Consider the following 14,145-nt stretch of genomic DNA (forward strand, 5'->3'; position numbering starts at 1 on the left):
GGCGATCACGCCCTGGAATCGAGAACGTCTGCGAGGTGAGCGCGATGATCGACGTGCTCTGGGGGATCGGCGGGATCCTCGGTCTCCTGGTCATCGCCGTGGCCCTGTCCAGCGACCGGCGGGCGATCCGCCTGCGCACCGTGCTCGGGGCGCTGGCCCTGCAGCTGGGCCTGGGGGTGCTGGTCCTGTACTGGGCCCCCGGCCGATGGCTGCTGCAGAAGCTCTCCGCCGCGTTCCAGGCCGTCATCGACACCTCGGGCGCCGGCATCTCCTTCCTGTTCGGCCCGCTGATCCCCGAGGACGGCAGCGTCTTCGCGCTGCAGGTGCTGCCGGTGATCGTCTTCTTCGCCTCCCTCACCGCGGTGCTCTACCACTGGGGCATCCTCCAGCGCGTCGTCGCGCTGCTGGGCGGCATCCTCGGGAAGGTGCTCGGCACGGGCCACGCCGAATCGGTCAACGCGGCCGCGAACATCTTCGTCGGACAGACCGAGGCGCCCCTGGTGATCCGCCCCTACATCCGCGGCATGTCCCGATCGGGCCTGTTCGCGGTGATGGTCGGGGGTCTGTCGACCGTGGCCGGCTCCGTGCTGGTGGGCTACTCGCTGCTGGGGGTGCCGCTGGAGTACCTCATCGCCGCCAGCTTCATGGCGGCCCCCGGAGCGCTGCTGATGGCGAAGATCCTCGTCCCCGAGGACGACCCGGAGGCGGTCGCCCGCGAGCGCGAGCGGGTGGACGCCTCCGCGCACCGCCGGGCGGGGGAGTCCCTGCCTCTGGCCGAGCGCTTCCGGCGCATGGCCGGCGGCGGCTCGGGAGCCGATGCCGCCGCGGCCGATGCCACCTCGGCCGATGCTCCCGCGGCCGACGCCTCCGGGGACGCCGCCTCCGGGGACGCCGCCCCGGAGGATCCCGACGTGCCCCGTCACCGCAACGTCGTGGACGCCGCCGCCTCCGGCGCGGCCGACGGCATGCGCCTGGCGGTCACCGTCGGCGCGATGCTGCTGGCCTTCATCTCCCTCATCGCCCTGCTGAACCTGCTGATCGGCACGGTCGGCGGCTGGTTCGGCGCCGACGGGCTCACCTTCGAGGCGATCCTGGGCTGGGTGTTCGCGCCGTTCATGATGCTGGTGGGCGTGCCGCCGAGCGAGGCCGTCTCCGCCGGGAGCTTCATCGGCCAGAAGATCGTGCTCAACGAGTTCGTGGCCTTCGCGAACTTCGGGCCCCAGGTCGAGGCGTTCAGCCCCAAGACCGCCGCGATCATCACCTTCGCCCTGACCGGGTTCGCGAACCTCAGCTCCTTCGGCATCCTGCTGGGCGGGCTGGGCGGGATGGCCCCCTCGCGGCGCTCCGAGATCGCCGAGCTGGGCATGCGCGCCATCCTCGGCGGCACCCTCGCCAACCTCATGAGCGCCGCGATCGCCGGGATGCTCATCGGCTGACCCGCCCGGCGCTCAGGCGTCGATCACCTGCGCCAGCAGCTCCGCGCAGCTCGGTGCGACCGCATCGGGCACGGGCCCGTCGGCCGGGTCCCAGGGGCGTCCGTGCGCGACCCAGCCCGTGCGCAGCCCCGCGCCGCGACCGCCGCCGATGTCCGAGCGGGCATGGTCGCCGAGCATCCACGTCGCGGCATCGGGCACCGGCCCCTCCAGGGCGATGCGGAAGATCGCCTCGTCGGGCTTGGCGACCCCGACCTCCTCGGAGATCACGACCCGGTCCAGCAGCGGCTCCAGCCCGGTGCGCGCGATCTTGGCCCGCTGCTGGGCGGAGGTCCCGTTGGTGACCGCGATGAGGCCGATGCCGCGGCGGCGCGCCCGGTCGAGCTGCTCGAGCACGCCCGGCGCCGGGCGCACCTGGGCGACGTGATCCATCATCAGCATCTCCCGCAGCGCCGCATCGTCGAGCTCCTCGGCCCGCAGGACCTCCCGCAGAACCGGCAGGACCTGCGCCCGCGGTGCATAGCCGTGGGCATCGGCGGCCAGCAGCCGCTGCAGCTGCGCATCGCCGCCGCCGGCCGCCGCGATCGCCGCGGCCGCCCAGCGGGAGAACGCGGCATCCCTGTCGACGAGGGTGTTGTCGAGGTCCAGGAGCAGGCGCACGGGCGCGCTCAGCCGCGCCGGGCCAGCAGGCTGAGGGCGTTGGGCAGCCGTCCGTCCCAGGCGGCGGCCGGGGCCTCGCCCTCGGGGCGCCAGAACGGCTCGGGATGCTCGGCCAGGTGCAGCAGCTCGAACCCGGCCCCGAGCACGGTCATCACCAGACCCGCGAGCGTGCTCTGGTGCTCGACGGCGCCCCGGGCGGGGAAGGTGTCGTTGACATGGGAGGCGCCGAAGTAGCTGCGGTCCTCGCGCACGCGCGGCGCATCCGCGTCCCAGGTCCACAGCGGGACCAGCGGATGGGCCTCGTAGACGAACAGGTGCCCGCCGGGCCGCAGCAGGCGGTGCATCTCCGCGGCCCAGGCGTCGAGGTCCTCCATCCAGATCAGCGCGCCCTTGCCGGTGTAGACGAGATCCGCCATGCCCGCGGGCGCCGGCGTGTGCGGCAGCTCGGCGACCTCGTAGGTGCAGGGGACGGCGAGATCCCGGGCCCGGCGCGCCGCCGCATCGACGGCCGTCGGGCTGTAGTCCAGGCCGTGCACCGAGGCGGCGCCCAGACGCACGAGGGCGTGGTCGTCGATCCCGTGGCCGCTCTGCGGGTGCACCACCCGCGCCCCCGGCAGCAGCGGCGCGAGCAGCTCCTCCTCGATGGGGAGCAGACGTGCCGTGCGCGCCTCGTCCCGCAGCTCCGCGTACTCGTCGACGTGCTTGCGGGAGGCCTCGTCCCAGGCCTGCCGGGTGTGCTCGTGCGTGCTCATCCCGCGACAGTAGCCCGCGCGCCGGGCGGCGTGTCCAGCGATTTCCCCAGGCTGACGTCATATCGTGGACGTCTGACCGAATCGTCATGCCCGTCCGCGCGGGAGAACCGCGGGCGGCGAACGCATCGATCCGAGGATCGGGCCGGTGCGTTCTCTTGATGGTGGTGAGTCAGGCGCCCCACCACAGACATCGACGGGCCCCAGGGCACATCGGTGGATGTCGAGTCTGACCAGCTCGAGACACCGCTCAGAGGGAGGTGACTACGTTGCACACACGCGAGAAGACCCACCAGGCCGTGCTTCCTCAGCGGCCTGCTCTGGAATCGACGTCAGCAGACAACCCCGGGGCAGGGACGAAACGGGGCGTCGAGCCTGGGACCATCCAGGACACGGGTGTGCACCGTGGGCGAGGGGAGACCGCGGCTCCGTCCGCGGCGTCACCGGGGAAGGGCTCGTTCCCGCCCCCGGACGGCGGGAGTGATCCCGTCACCCACGAGCAACCGGCATCCGAGGGTGGGACCTCGGATGCGCCTCGCCGCGCCGAGGCACGGGTGCTCGTCCTGGATCGGCGCGGGAAGCCGCTCATGCCCACGACTCCGCGTCGTGCGCGTCAGCTGCTTCGTTCCGGCCGCGCCCGAGTGCATCGGGTGCAGCCCTTCGTCCTCCGGATCGTCGACCGCAGGGTCGAGGACTCGGAGACAGAGCCCCTCGTCCTGGGCATCGACCCGGGATTCCGACATACCGGCGTCGCCCTGGCGCGCGAGCAGGAGGTCCCCGACCCCCGCAGCGGCCGGGCGACGACGATCCGACACGGCCTCTTCCTCCTGCGGGTGGACCATCGCGGCGCCGTGATCCGCGACCGCCTCTCGGCACGCTCCGCCCTGCGCCGCGGCCGGCGCTCGCGCAAGCTCCGCTACCGGGCGCCGCGCTTCGACAACCGCGCCCGTGCCGCGGGCTGGCTCGCCCCGTCGATCCGCCATCGGGCGGAGACCACCGTGACCTGGGCGCGCCGCCTGGCCGCCTGGGCCCCCGTGACGCGGATCGACCTCGAGGTCCCGCGCTTCGACGCCCGTGCCCTGCACCGGGCCGACGCCGCCGTGGGCGACCGCGGCCAGGGCACCCTGCACGGCACCGAGGTGCGCGAATACGTCCTGGAGCGCGACGGCCGGACCTGCGTGTACTGCGGTGCGAGCGGCCTGGGCGCCGCCTCCGTCCCGCTCACGCTGGACCATGTGCGTGCCCGGGCGCACGGCGGGCCGGACGCGCCGGCGAACCTCGTCGCCGCCTGCGTCCCCTGCAACCGCGACAAGGGCGACCGCGAGGTGGAGGAGTACCTCGCCCGCCGGCCCGCCGTGCTCGCCCGGGTGCGCCGCAGCCTCGCCTCCGTGGTGCAGCAGGACCTCTCGGTGTCCGTCTCCCGCAGCGCCCTCTGCCGCGCGCTGCAGTCCGTCGGCCCCGAGGTGCGCACCCACTCGGGAGGGCGCACCAAGTGGAACCGCTCCCGGGCCGGCCTGCCCTGGGACCACGTGACCGATGCGCTGTGCGTGGGCCGCGTCGACGCGATCGCGTCCCTGCCGGCGCTGCAGCATGTCGCCGTCTCCATGGGGCGCGGCTCCTATTCCCGCACCCGCATGGACCGGTACGGCTTCCCCCGGCTCCGCCTGACCCGGCGCAAGATGCACCACGGGCTGATCACCGGCGACCTGGTGCGCGCCGTGGTCCCCAGCGGCAGGAGAGCGGGGACCCACGTGGGCCGCGTCGCCGTTCGGGCGAGCGGCTCCTGCAACATCACCACCGCCCGCAGCACCGTCCAGCACATCGGGCACCGCCACATCACCGTCCTCCAGCGCGGGGACGGGTACCGGCATCTCCGCGCGCCGGTGGCGCTGGCCGCCTGAGCGCTCTCTCGCCGGAGCTGCGAGCTGATGGGGTCGATCCGACCTCGTGCGCCGGTGGCAGAACGTGCCAGGCGTGGAGTTGCCGGGCCCGAGCAGCGTGACGGCGCGCTCAGCTGCCGTTCGGGTCGATGCTGATCAGCGCAGGGAACGGGAGGCGGGCCCAGAAGTCGGCAGCCTCGGCCCCGCTCCTCAGACGCCTCGTGGTGATGAGCCAGGCGGTGATGACCATGCCGTGGGTGGCGATCACCAGATCGTCGGCGTCGTGCTCCCGGACGGCGCTGTCGAACCGAGCACCGGCCTCCGTGACGCTCTCCCATCCCGTGTGCCGGGCATCGAGCTCGCCCAGGACCCAGGCCCGTCGGCGTTCTCGGGCACGATCGTCGAACGGCTCGCCGGGCCGCCGGACCTCGTCGAACCGGCCGTCGATGACCGGCTCCCGCGCCGCGGCGAGGCGAGCTGTCTGGATCGCCTTCGTCTCGGAGCTGCTGAGGAGCCGGGCGTGGACGGGGATCTCTCCCGCGATGCGGCGCGCCGCCTGCCTTCCCGGCCCGCTGAGCTCCCACCGTGAGGGCTCGACGGTCGGATCCGTCAGAGGCATCGCATGTCGCAGCAGGTGGATGCGCCGGGAGGAGGGCCCGCCGGTCACGGCTGCTCGAGCTCGTCCGCGATCGCCGGGTCGTAGGGCATGACGCCGTCGACCGGGGTGAGCAGGCGCCAGGCGGTCTCCTGCGAGCCGACGAGGAAGACGATCATCGGATCCTCCGGGTCGAAGTCCGCGGGCAGCACGCTGCTGGGGGTGTCGCCGCATTCGCCGTTGAGATCGATCTCCAGCTCGGCGCCGAGGAGCTCCGCCTCACCCCGCACGACCTCCTCGACGTGCGCGATGAGCTCGCCGTCCTCGGAGGGGCTGCCCGGAGCGCGCACGGTCGCGCGGGCGACCAGGTCCGAGGCCGCAGCCCTGTCGGCCGGCGAGTCGTAGGCGACATACCCGGGGCATGCCGCGACGGTGCGCTCCTCGGCGGGCATCGAGCACGCCGGCAGGGCGACGAGCACGGCGCTCGCGGCGCACGACGCGACGACCCGAGCGGCCCGGACGGCCCGGACGGCGCAAGCCATCATCGGCTCCCGCCGAGAGGGTACGAGCGGCAGTGTCGCCAGGGCCCGTCGGCCCCGGCCCACAGCTCCGCGTGATCGATCCTCTGGGAGAACGGGAGCCGCTCGCGCACCGCCGCCTCGGCGGCGCGCAGCTGCGGCGCCGGCGCGTCATGGCCGATGGTCAGGTGCGGGACGACGTCCGCCAGCGGGACCGCCCCGGCGTAGGGAGGATGCTCGGGGAACGCCGCGGCGACCTCGGCGGTGAGAGCGCGGACCGGCGCGTCGTCCTCGAGGGCGACATACAGGACGCGCTGCGCGAACCAGGCCGTCGACGTCCCGGCGAGGTCGAACGGCGGCGTGCGCCGGAAGATCGTGCGCAGGGACTCCTCGTCCTCCTCCCGCAGCCGCGACGGGGCGGGCAGCGGGAACAGGATCGTCACGTGCGCCGGGATGCCGTCCTGCGCGGCGGCGTCGAGGCGGCGCCGATGCTCTCCGACGGCGGCCTCCGCCGCCGGGACGCGCAGCAGCAGGACGCTCTGCTCCTCGTCGACCGTCATGATCGTGCCTCCTGCGCCGGGGACCGGGGGTGCTCGTGCCGCCCATCATGCCCCGGCCGCGTCCGGGTGCGCCGGTAGCGCAGGGGAGTGGTGCCGACCTCCTCGAGGAAGCGCCGGTTGAAGCTCGAGAGGTTGGTGTAGCCGACCTGCCAGGCGATGTCCGCGACCCGCAGCTCCGTGGTCAGCAGCAGCCGGGTCGCCTCCGAGATCCTCAGGCGGTTCAGGGTGCGGGAGAACCCCGCCCCGGTGGCGCGGGTGAACAGCCGCGAGGCCGTGGACGGGGAGACGTCGATGGCGGCGGCCACGTCGCCCAGGGTGAGACGCGCGGCGAGGTGGTCGTGGATGTGGGCGAGCACGGCCGCGAACCGGTCCGCGTCCTCCGCGGGCAGCTGCACGGAGGTGGTGTCGATGCGCTCCGCCTCGTGCGGCGGGGCTGCGGCCAGGACCTCCAGCAGCTGCAGCACGCCGATCGCCCGCCGGGTCCCGTGCAGGGCCCCCAGCTGCTCGATCATCTCCCCGCCCGCCTCGGCAGTGCGGCCGTGGAAGACGATCGCCCCGCGGCCGTCCTCGAGCAGCCCGGCCAGCCCCGCGAGATCCGGGAGCGCGGAGACCAGGCCGTCCAGGGACGCGGCACCGACCTGGATGAGCACATCGCGGCCGGGGACGGTCTCCCCGGGGTCCAGGACGCTGACCCAGTCGTGCGGCACATCCGGTCCGATCCAGGCGAGATCGCCCGGGCCGAACGCCCGCGCGGCGCCGCCGAGCAGGGCGGTGCCGCTCGAGGCGCGGATCCGATGGATCTCGATCTCGGGATGGTGGTGCCAGCGCGCCAGCGGATGCGGGTAGTCGTGCTCGAACCAGCGGATCGCGCTGGCGTGATCCGGGACGATGTGCTCCCGCACCGGCTCGGGCACCCCTGCGCCGGAGCCCGGCCGTGCGCGTCTCATCCGCTCACTCCTCCGGTTCGAGCGAGGGCTCGGGCCCGGACTCGAAGACCGCCACCACGGGGGCATCCCCCGGGGCCGGGGACCTGCCGGCCTCCGGCGACCGGTCCCCGTCCCGGTCCCGGTCATGGGGCTCGGGACGATCGGCGCGGCGCCGGTAGCCCGCCTTCTCCGCGACGCGGATCGAGGCGGCATTGCGGACATCGGCCTCGAGCACGATGGTGCGCAGCCCCAGCTCCTGGAGCGCCCAGCGGGTGATGAGCCGGACCGCACGGGTCGCGACCCCCAGCCCGCGGATCTCGGGATAGACGATGTAGACCAGGCGCGCGGCATCGTCGTGGATCATGAGCCGGATCTGACCGAGCGGCTCGTCGGTGCGGGCGTCGGCGATCACGAACGGGGCGCTCCGGCCGGTGCTCCACTGCATCCGGGCCCTCTCGACGGCGGCCGCCGGGGAGGCGTCGACGGCTCCGGCATCCCCGAGCCATCGCCGCGCCTCCTGGTCGCGGCGCCCCCGCGTGATCTGCGGGGCGTCGCTCTCGCGGCGCAGGCGCAGCGTCACCACGCCGTCGCCCAGGTCCTCCGGGGGTGCTCCCGGGAGAGGCCTCATGCCCATCTCCTCACCGCGCGATCCGCAGATCGCCGCCGATGTCCCTGCGGGAGCTCGGCATGCTCCGCGCGCGAAGAACGGTACCAGCGCGGCGGACGCCGCAGGCCTCCGCCCCGGCTGGCCGGACAGCAGAAGAATGCTGTTCGTGGTGGAACACGGATTATCTGCTGGCCGTGGGCGAGGGTGGCGCGCCGCGTGCGGATGCGGGCGCGGGCCGGTGCTCAGACCAGGAGCACGATCCCGACGATGCCGAGGCCCACCGCGACCGCGCCGATCACGAGGGCCCATCGCGCGATATGGCTGCGGTACGCGGTCATGGTCGTCGAGTAGAACGAGCTGAGCGTGAGGAACAGCAGGATCCCGGCCACGACGAGAAGGATGATTCCGAGAACCTTCATGACAGACCTCCGAGGTCGAGGTCGCGAGGTGGAGCGCACCAGAAGCAGGCCCGCCGATCGCGACCACGTCACCGGGCCGCTCCCGCCTTTCAGGATACGCCTCCGGACGCGTCGTCCCCAGGGGTCGGACGGGCCCCGACCTTCCGATCGACGAAGGTCTCTCCCGATCTCGCGGCGCCGCAGGTTCGATGGCGCTGTCGCCCGCGACCGTCCCCCTCGACCCCAGGAGGTCCCCATGTCCGAGCCCGAGAAGACCCGAGAGACGGGCCCGATCGCGATCGCCGTCGCGGCCGGGGTGCTGTGCGCGAACAGCCTTCCCCATCTCGCCGCCGCAGCCGCAGGACGGCGGATGCTCACCCCGCTCGCGGGACGCCAGTCGCCCCCGACGATCAACGCCCTCTGGGGCGCGACCAATCTCGCCGCCGGCCTCCTGATCATCGGACGCCGGGGGCGCCGCGGCGCCCCGGAGCGTGCGGACCTGGGGGCGTTCGGTGTGGGCGTCGCCCTGTTCTCGGTGTGGGCCGTGGTGGGGGAGGCGATCTTCGGGTTCAACGCGCGCGAGGACGGGGATGCCTAGGCTGGGCTCGTCCTCGGGGCGGCTGCTACGCCGAGTCGTGCGCACCCGCGTCGCTGTCGAGCTGCATCTGAAGACTCATCACGAGTCCTTTCCTCGTCTGCGATACGGGAGCGAAGCCTCGGGATCGGTAGAGGGACAGCGCCCGGTCGTTGCCCAGATCGACGTGAAGACTGAGGCGAGCGACTCCGCGTCGGCGAGCCAGGTCGAGCAGGCGCTCGAGCAGCAGACCGCCGATTCCCTGTCCTCGATGCTCCGGCCCGACCGCCAGGACGATCTCGGGAGTGCATTCGTCCACGAACCCTTCACGGTGCCGGTCGTTCGAGAAGTAGCGGTACCAGGCCGCTCCGATCGGGCGTTCGTCCGGGCCGGTGGCCATGGCGAGGATGCCCGTGTCCCCGGCCCGCATCCCGAAATGATCCACGTACAGATCGGGAGCATCTCGCGACACATGGTGCCGGAAGTCGGCCTCGTCCCACTCCCTGTCCCAGCGCCATGCCATATGCAGCGCGCGCCTCAATATCTCGTCATCGCCCGGGGCGGCGAGGCGACATGACACGCCCTCGGGATCCGTGGCACCGCCGCCGGGCCGCGACCCGTGCACCAGCTCTCGGCCGTAGACCCGCAGGGTCACGGGAGCCCCGTCGTCCTGCCGCTCCGTCGAGCTCGTCACGTCGCGCAGGTACGTGAATCCGGCCTTCTCCGCGACCCGGGTCGAGGCAGGATTCCGGACGTCGGCCCGGATCACCGCGCGGCCCCCGATCCCACGCTCGCGGACGACCTCGCAGAGGAGCTCGACCGCCCGGACGGCGATCCCGCGCCCGCGGACCCGCGGGGCGACGCCGTAGGCGATGTTGACGTCCCCCGGCTCCAGGCCGTCGGTCACATCGGGGTCGTAGTCGACGGTCCCGACGCATGCGCCGTCGAGCCAGATCCCGAACGCCCGCTTGGCGGCTCCCTGCTCCGCCTCCCGGTCCAGGCGCCGCACGAAGTCGGCGGTCCCCTCCACGGTGCTCCGGCCGCCGCTGAGCCAGCGCACCGTCGCCTCGTCCTCGGCGGCGACGACGGCGGCCGCGTCGGAGGGACGCAGCGGCTGCAGGGTGACGCGCATGGCTCGACGGTAGACGGCGCCGGCCCAGGAGACCAGGGAGCTCCGGGGCCGGCAGGCCCGTCCGGCTCAGAGCGTGATCTGGAGCTTCACATCCGTCGGGCGTCCCTCGAGGAAGCGCTCGAAGGCCTGGATGGAGTCGTCGAAGGCGAAGGTGTCGGTGACGAAGCGGCCCAGGTCCACGGCGTCGGTCGCGGCCAGGTCGATGGCCTTCTGGTAGACGTTCTTGTACCGGAACACCGTCTCGATGCTGAGGCCCCGGGCGGCGGCGGTGGACACGTCGAAGGGCACGTCGGAGGTGGGCATGCCCACCAGGACGATGCGCCCGCCGGGGGCGGGCAGCGACCACAGGCCCTTGTAGGCGGGGGCGGCGCCGGAGGCCTCGAAGACGACCTGGGGACCCCAGCCGTCGGTCTCGGCGCGCACGCGCTCGCCCAGATCCTCCTGGGTGGCGTCCACGGGGATGATCCCCTCGAGCCCCTCCAGCAGGCCCAGCTTCTGCGGCAGCACGTCGCTCACGTAGACGCGGCTCGCCCCGCCGGCGCGGGCGGCGAGGGCGATCATGATGCCGATGGTCCCGCTGCCGATCACGGCGGCGACGTCGCCGGGGGAGATCTGCGCCGTGGTCGCGGCGTACATGCCCACGGAGAAGGGCTCGATGAGCGCGCCCTCGGCGAAGCTCAGCGACTCCGGCAGCGCATAGGTGTACGCGGCGGGATGGATGACCTCGTCGGCCAGGCAGCCGTGCACCGGCGGGGGCGCCCAGAACCGCACGTCGGGGTCGACGTTGTAGTTGCCCTCCTTCACCGCGCGGGAGGCCGGGTTCGGCACGCCCGGCTCCATGGCCACGCGGTCCCCGGGAGCCAGGTGCGTGACGCCCTCGCCGACTTCGACCACGGTGCCGGCGCCCTCGTGGCCCAGCACCATGGGGGCGTTCACGACGAAGGGGCCGATCTTCCCGTCGGTGTAGTAGTGCACGTCCGAGGCGCAGATGCCCACGGTGTGCATCGCGATCCTCACCTCGCCGGGGCCGGGGGAGCCCAGGTCCGGGATCTCCTCGATGGACATCCGACCCTTCTCCTGCAGCACGAGTGCTCGCATGCGGTGCTTCTCCTTCTGTACGGGCGCGTCCTCTGCGACGCGACGACGATCGGGGGCGACGGTGGCTCGAGTCTGCCCGGAACCCCACGGCGTGATCCAGCCTCCCCGGTCCGACTTTCTGATACTTCCATGCATCGCCTGGGATCGGCACGCCGCGCCCGCCCGGCATCCCCCGGAGATCTGTCGGACCCCTCCGACAGGATTCGCAAAGATGTTCGAAGCGGTGACCTGCCCGCTTGACGGACTCACCGGATCCAGGCGTACAGTCGAACACGCGTTCGACGACGGTTCGGGTCCGTGGGGTCCCGGCGGTGAGGTCGCGGAAGGAGGCGGAGGGGACCATGGGCACCGCGGTGCAGCTCGAGGAGAAGCGCGAGGAGAAGGCCGACAGGCTCGCGCGCGCCCGCCGCGCGCTCGGCGCGGCAGAGCTCTCGGCCGCGCGCTGGGGCGGGCGGATCGACCGCACCGCCCTGCGGGAGAGCCCCACCGCGTCCGAGAGCCCCACCGGGCCCGAGGGCGCCGCCGGGCCCGAGGGCGCCGCCGTGCGGGCCCCGATGCGCCTGCTCCCGCCGCCCGGGCGGCCCGATGCTCCCGGGAGGGCCCCCGCGCCCCCGGCCGACGACCCCGTCGAGGTCGCCCCGGCGCAGGCCCCCGGCCGCCTCCCGGTCCCGCCCGCCCTCGCCCCGCTGATCCCCTCCGGCACGCTGCGCGCCGGCAGCAGCGTCGCGGTCACCGGCGAGGCGAGCTCCTCCCTGCTGCTGGCCCTCGCCGTCGCCGCCATGGGGGAGGACTCCTGGTGCGCCGTGGCCGGCATGCCGGACCTGGGCCTGCGCGGCCTGCTGGACGCCGGGGCGGATCCGAGCCGCCTCGCGATCGTCCCGGGCACCGACGTCGAGGATCTCCCGCAGCTTCCGCAGGTGCTCTCCGCCCTGGTCGACGGCGTGGGAGTGGTGGTCATCGGCCCGGACCTGCGGCTGACCCCGGCCCTGTGGCGCACCCTGACCGGTCGCGCCCGCACCCGGGACGCGCTGGTGCTGGCCGCCTCCCCGCCGGACCGTGCGGACCTGCGCCTGGAGGCGCACGGCGCCCGCTGGCACGGCCTCGGCGCCGGCTCGGGCCGCCTGCGCGGGCGGCGGGTGCGGGTGAGCTCCGCCGGCCGCGGCATCGCGGGGCGGCGCGAGGTCGAGGTGCTGCTGCCCGACGTGCGCGGCGCCCTCGCCACGACGCCGGCCGCCCGCGGCGCCCGCGAGGCGTCCGTCCTCCCCACGCTGCGCAGGGCCGTCTGATGGCCGCGGGGACGATGCCCGCGCAGGCGCTGCTGCCGCCGGGGGAGGAGGTCCCGGCGGCCACCCGCACCGCCGCGGTGCTCGTGCCGCGGTGGAGCCTGCTGGCCGCGCTGGACCGCCGCGACGACGCGCAGGACGCCCCGGCCGTGATCCTCCTCGAGCGCCATCGGGTGGTCCATGCCGATGCGGCGGCCGCCGCGGCCGGGGTGGCCGTGGGGATGCGCCGCCGCTCCGCCCAGGCCGCCTGCCCCGACGCCCTCGTGCTCGAGACCGACCGCGAGCACGAGGCCGGGCTGTTCGAGCTGGTCTCCGCCGCGGTGGACACCGTCGCCGCGGGCGTGGACGTGCTGCGCCCCGGCGTGGTGCTGATGGCCGCCCGCGGTCCCGCCCGGCACCAGGGCGGGGAGGAGCGCCTGGCCGAGCGGATCCTCGACGCCGTCGCCGACCTCACCGGCTGGGAGGCCCAGGTCGGCATCGCCGACGGCCCCTTCGCCGCCCTGCTGGCCGCCCGCGCCGGGCGGATCGTGCGGCCCGGCCGCAGCGCCGAGTACCTAGCCCCCCACGACATCGCCGCCCTGCGCGAGGCGCCCGTCGGCCCCGGCTGGGGGCACCGCGACCGCCCGGCCGCCGTCGGCTCGGGCCGCCTCGATCTCGCCGAGGTGATCGACCTGCTCACCCGTCTGGGCGTGCGGACCCTCGGGGAGCTCGCCGCGCTGCCGGCGACCTCCGTGCAGGACCGCTTCGGCCCCGACGTCGCCCAGCTGCACCTGCTGGCCCGCGGCGGGGAGTCCACCCCGCCGGCCATGCACCATCCCGAGCAGCCCGTGGAGGTGCTGCGCGTCCTGGATCCTCCGCTGGTGCGCTCGGACCAGGCCGCCTTCGCCGCCCGGCCGATGGCCGAGGAGCTGCACGGCATGCTCGTCGCACGCGGGCTGATCTGCACCCGGCTGCGGATCATCGGCCGCACCGAGCAGGGCGAGGAGATGGAGCGCACCTGGCGCCACGACGGGGAGCTCACGCCCGCCGATGTCGTGGACCGCGTGCGCTGGCAGTGCGACGGCTGGCTCACCCGGGCACGGCTGGGCCGCGGGGAGACCGGCGCGATCACCCAGCTGCTGCTGCAGCCGCTGCAGCTCATGCCCGCGGGGGAGGGTGCCGCCGCCCTGTGGGGCAGCGCCGGGGAGGCCGCCCAGCGCGCCGGGCGCGCCTTCGCCCGGGCCCAGGGCCTGGCGGGGGAGGGCGCGGTGCTGGTCCCCGCCCCCGTGGGCGGGCGCCTGCTGGCCGATCAGGTGCGCCTGGTGCCCTGGCGCGCGGAGAAGCCCGCGTCCCGCCCCGGTCCCTGGCCCGGCAGCCTTCCCCGGCCCCTGCCCGCGACCGTCTTCCGCACCCCGCCGCCGGTGCTGCTCGAGGACGCGCGCGGCGAGGCCGTCGTCGTCACCGCGCGCGGCCTGCTCAGCGAGGCCCCCGCGCTCCTGCGCGTGCCCGCCGAGGGGGCGCAGGGGCTCGTCGCGCGCGGGCTGCGGGCCGGGTCGCGCCATCGGGTGCTCGGGCACGGCGCTCCCGTGCTGCTGGACGAGCGCTGGTGGCGCCCCGACGGCCGCCGCGCCGCCCGGCTGCAGCTGGTGATCGGGGAGGAGGACGCGGCGGGCGGCGATCACATCGCGCTGCTGGCGCTGTCCCGCGAGGGCCGCTGGGAGGTGGAGGGGATCTATGACTGAGGCGAGCATGC

Annotated in this window: 15 protein-coding genes; 5 read left to right on the forward strand and 10 right to left on the reverse strand. The window is 74.4% G+C overall.

The genetic code is table 11. From position 1 onward, the window contains the following. The first annotated feature begins 44 nt into the window (after positions 1 to 44). On the forward strand, positions 45 to 1,436 hold the full coding sequence (locus tag BF93_RS01840; RefSeq protein WP_038370214.1) for a NupC/NupG family nucleoside CNT transporter: 1,392 nt from the start codon (positions 45 to 47) through the stop codon (positions 1,434 to 1,436). 12 nt (positions 1,437 to 1,448) lie between these two features. Here the strand turns inward: BF93_RS01840 and BF93_RS18760 are convergent, their stop codons facing one another. Continuing rightward, positions 1,449 to 2,093 (reverse strand): HAD family hydrolase, encoded by a 645-nt coding sequence (locus BF93_RS18760; RefSeq protein ID WP_051486394.1) that lies wholly within the window; start codon positions 2,091 to 2,093, stop codon positions 1,449 to 1,451. 8 nt (positions 2,094 to 2,101) lie between these two features. Beyond that, positions 2,102 to 2,845, reverse strand: a complete 744-nt coding sequence (locus BF93_RS01850) for a class I SAM-dependent methyltransferase (RefSeq protein WP_038370215.1) — start codon at positions 2,843 to 2,845, stop codon at positions 2,102 to 2,104. 551 nt (positions 2,846 to 3,396) lie between these two features. Between BF93_RS01850 and iscB the strand changes: the two genes are divergently transcribed. Then, positions 3,397 to 4,743, forward strand: a complete 1,347-nt coding sequence (gene iscB, locus BF93_RS01855) for an RNA-guided endonuclease IscB (RefSeq protein ID WP_038370216.1) — start codon at positions 3,397 to 3,399, stop codon at positions 4,741 to 4,743. 109 nt (positions 4,744 to 4,852) lie between these two features. Here the strand turns inward: iscB and BF93_RS01860 are convergent, their stop codons facing one another. From BF93_RS01860 to BF93_RS19710, 6 genes are all read right to left on the reverse strand, one after another. Further along, on the reverse strand, positions 4,853 to 5,389 hold the full coding sequence (locus BF93_RS01860) for a histidine phosphatase family protein (RefSeq protein ID WP_198025320.1): 537 nt from the start codon (positions 5,387 to 5,389) through the stop codon (positions 4,853 to 4,855). After that, positions 5,386 to 5,862 (reverse strand): hypothetical protein, encoded by a 477-nt coding sequence (locus BF93_RS19700; RefSeq protein WP_232226151.1) that lies wholly within the window; start codon positions 5,860 to 5,862, stop codon positions 5,386 to 5,388. Before BF93_RS19700 ends, BF93_RS01860 begins: the two co-directional genes overlap by 4 nt. Then, entirely contained in the window at positions 5,859 to 6,395 is a 537-nt protein-coding gene (locus BF93_RS01870; protein WP_051486395.1) for a 2'-5' RNA ligase family protein, read from the reverse strand. The genes BF93_RS19700 and BF93_RS01870 overlap by 4 nt, the downstream gene beginning before the upstream one ends. Then, entirely contained in the window at positions 6,392 to 7,342 is a 951-nt protein-coding gene (locus BF93_RS01875; RefSeq protein ID WP_051486396.1) for an AraC family transcriptional regulator, read from the reverse strand. The genes BF93_RS01870 and BF93_RS01875 overlap by 4 nt, the downstream gene beginning before the upstream one ends. 4 nt (positions 7,343 to 7,346) lie before the next feature. Further along, a complete protein-coding gene (locus BF93_RS19705; protein ID WP_051486397.1) occupies positions 7,347 to 7,949 on the reverse strand; it encodes a GNAT family N-acetyltransferase in 603 nt (200 codons plus the stop codon). A 221-nt stretch (positions 7,950 to 8,170) separates the two neighbouring features. Beyond that, positions 8,171 to 8,347 (reverse strand): hypothetical protein, encoded by a 177-nt coding sequence (locus tag BF93_RS19710; RefSeq protein ID WP_198025321.1) that lies wholly within the window; start codon positions 8,345 to 8,347, stop codon positions 8,171 to 8,173. 235 nt (positions 8,348 to 8,582) lie between these two features. Here BF93_RS19710 and BF93_RS19715 point away from each other — a divergent pair, with 235 nt between their 5' ends. Then, positions 8,583 to 8,924 (forward strand): hypothetical protein, encoded by a 342-nt coding sequence (locus BF93_RS19715; protein ID WP_051486398.1) that lies wholly within the window; start codon positions 8,583 to 8,585, stop codon positions 8,922 to 8,924. Between the two features lie 25 nt (positions 8,925 to 8,949). Here BF93_RS19715 and BF93_RS18775 read toward each other — a convergent pair whose 3' ends face one another. After that, positions 8,950 to 10,032, reverse strand: a complete 1,083-nt coding sequence (locus BF93_RS18775; RefSeq protein WP_051486399.1) for a GNAT family N-acetyltransferase — start codon at positions 10,030 to 10,032, stop codon at positions 8,950 to 8,952. Between the two features lie 66 nt (positions 10,033 to 10,098). After that, positions 10,099 to 11,130: an NAD(P)-dependent alcohol dehydrogenase gene (locus BF93_RS01895; RefSeq protein ID WP_038370218.1), complete on the reverse strand. Its 1,032-nt coding sequence runs from the start codon at positions 11,128 to 11,130 to the stop codon at positions 10,099 to 10,101. A gap of 341 nt (positions 11,131 to 11,471) precedes the next feature. Between BF93_RS01895 and BF93_RS19720 the strand changes: the two genes are divergently transcribed. Both BF93_RS19720 and BF93_RS01905 read left to right on the forward strand, forming a co-directional pair. After that, positions 11,472 to 12,416: a hypothetical protein gene (locus BF93_RS19720; RefSeq protein WP_038370219.1), complete on the forward strand. Its 945-nt coding sequence runs from the start codon at positions 11,472 to 11,474 to the stop codon at positions 12,414 to 12,416. Then, on the forward strand, positions 12,416 to 14,134 hold the full coding sequence (locus BF93_RS01905) for a DNA polymerase Y family protein (RefSeq protein WP_051486400.1): 1,719 nt from the start codon (positions 12,416 to 12,418) through the stop codon (positions 14,132 to 14,134). Before BF93_RS19720 ends, BF93_RS01905 begins: the two co-directional genes overlap by 1 nt. The last annotated feature ends 11 nt before the right edge of the window (positions 14,135 to 14,145 follow it).

The sequence above is a fragment of the Brachybacterium phenoliresistens genome (assembly GCF_000576425.1).
GTDB classification, from domain to species: Bacteria; Actinomycetota; Actinomycetes; order Actinomycetales; family Dermabacteraceae; genus Brachybacterium; species Brachybacterium phenoliresistens.

Excerpts from the sequence above, each read along its gene's own strand:
- BF93_RS19720 (WP_038370219.1), top strand. The coding sequence starts at position 11,472 with ATGGGCACCGCGGTGCAGCTCGAGGAGAAGCGCGAGGAGAAGGCCGAC.
- BF93_RS19700 (WP_232226151.1), bottom strand. The coding sequence starts at position 5,862 with ATGATGGCTTGCGCCGTCCGGGCCGTCCGGGCCGCTCGGGTCGTCGCG.
- BF93_RS18775 (WP_051486399.1), bottom strand. The coding sequence starts at position 10,032 with ATGCGCGTCACCCTGCAGCCGCTGCGTCCCTCCGACGCGGCCGCCGTC.
- BF93_RS19715 (WP_051486398.1), top strand. The coding sequence starts at position 8,583 with ATGTCCGAGCCCGAGAAGACCCGAGAGACGGGCCCGATCGCGATCGCC.
- BF93_RS19705 (WP_051486397.1), bottom strand. The coding sequence starts at position 7,949 with ATGAGGCCTCTCCCGGGAGCACCCCCGGAGGACCTGGGCGACGGCGTG.
- BF93_RS01895 (WP_038370218.1), bottom strand. The coding sequence starts at position 11,130 with ATGCGAGCACTCGTGCTGCAGGAGAAGGGTCGGATGTCCATCGAGGAG.
- BF93_RS01875 (WP_051486396.1), bottom strand. The coding sequence starts at position 7,342 with ATGAGACGCGCACGGCCGGGCTCCGGCGCAGGGGTGCCCGAGCCGGTG.
- BF93_RS01870 (WP_051486395.1), bottom strand. The coding sequence starts at position 6,395 with ATGACGGTCGACGAGGAGCAGAGCGTCCTGCTGCTGCGCGTCCCGGCG.
- BF93_RS01905 (WP_051486400.1), top strand. The coding sequence starts at position 12,416 with ATGGCCGCGGGGACGATGCCCGCGCAGGCGCTGCTGCCGCCGGGGGAG.
- BF93_RS01840 (WP_038370214.1), top strand. The coding sequence starts at position 45 with ATGATCGACGTGCTCTGGGGGATCGGCGGGATCCTCGGTCTCCTGGTC.
- BF93_RS01850 (WP_038370215.1), bottom strand. The coding sequence starts at position 2,845 with ATGAGCACGCACGAGCACACCCGGCAGGCCTGGGACGAGGCCTCCCGC.
- BF93_RS19710 (WP_198025321.1), bottom strand. The coding sequence starts at position 8,347 with ATGAAGGTTCTCGGAATCATCCTTCTCGTCGTGGCCGGGATCCTGCTG.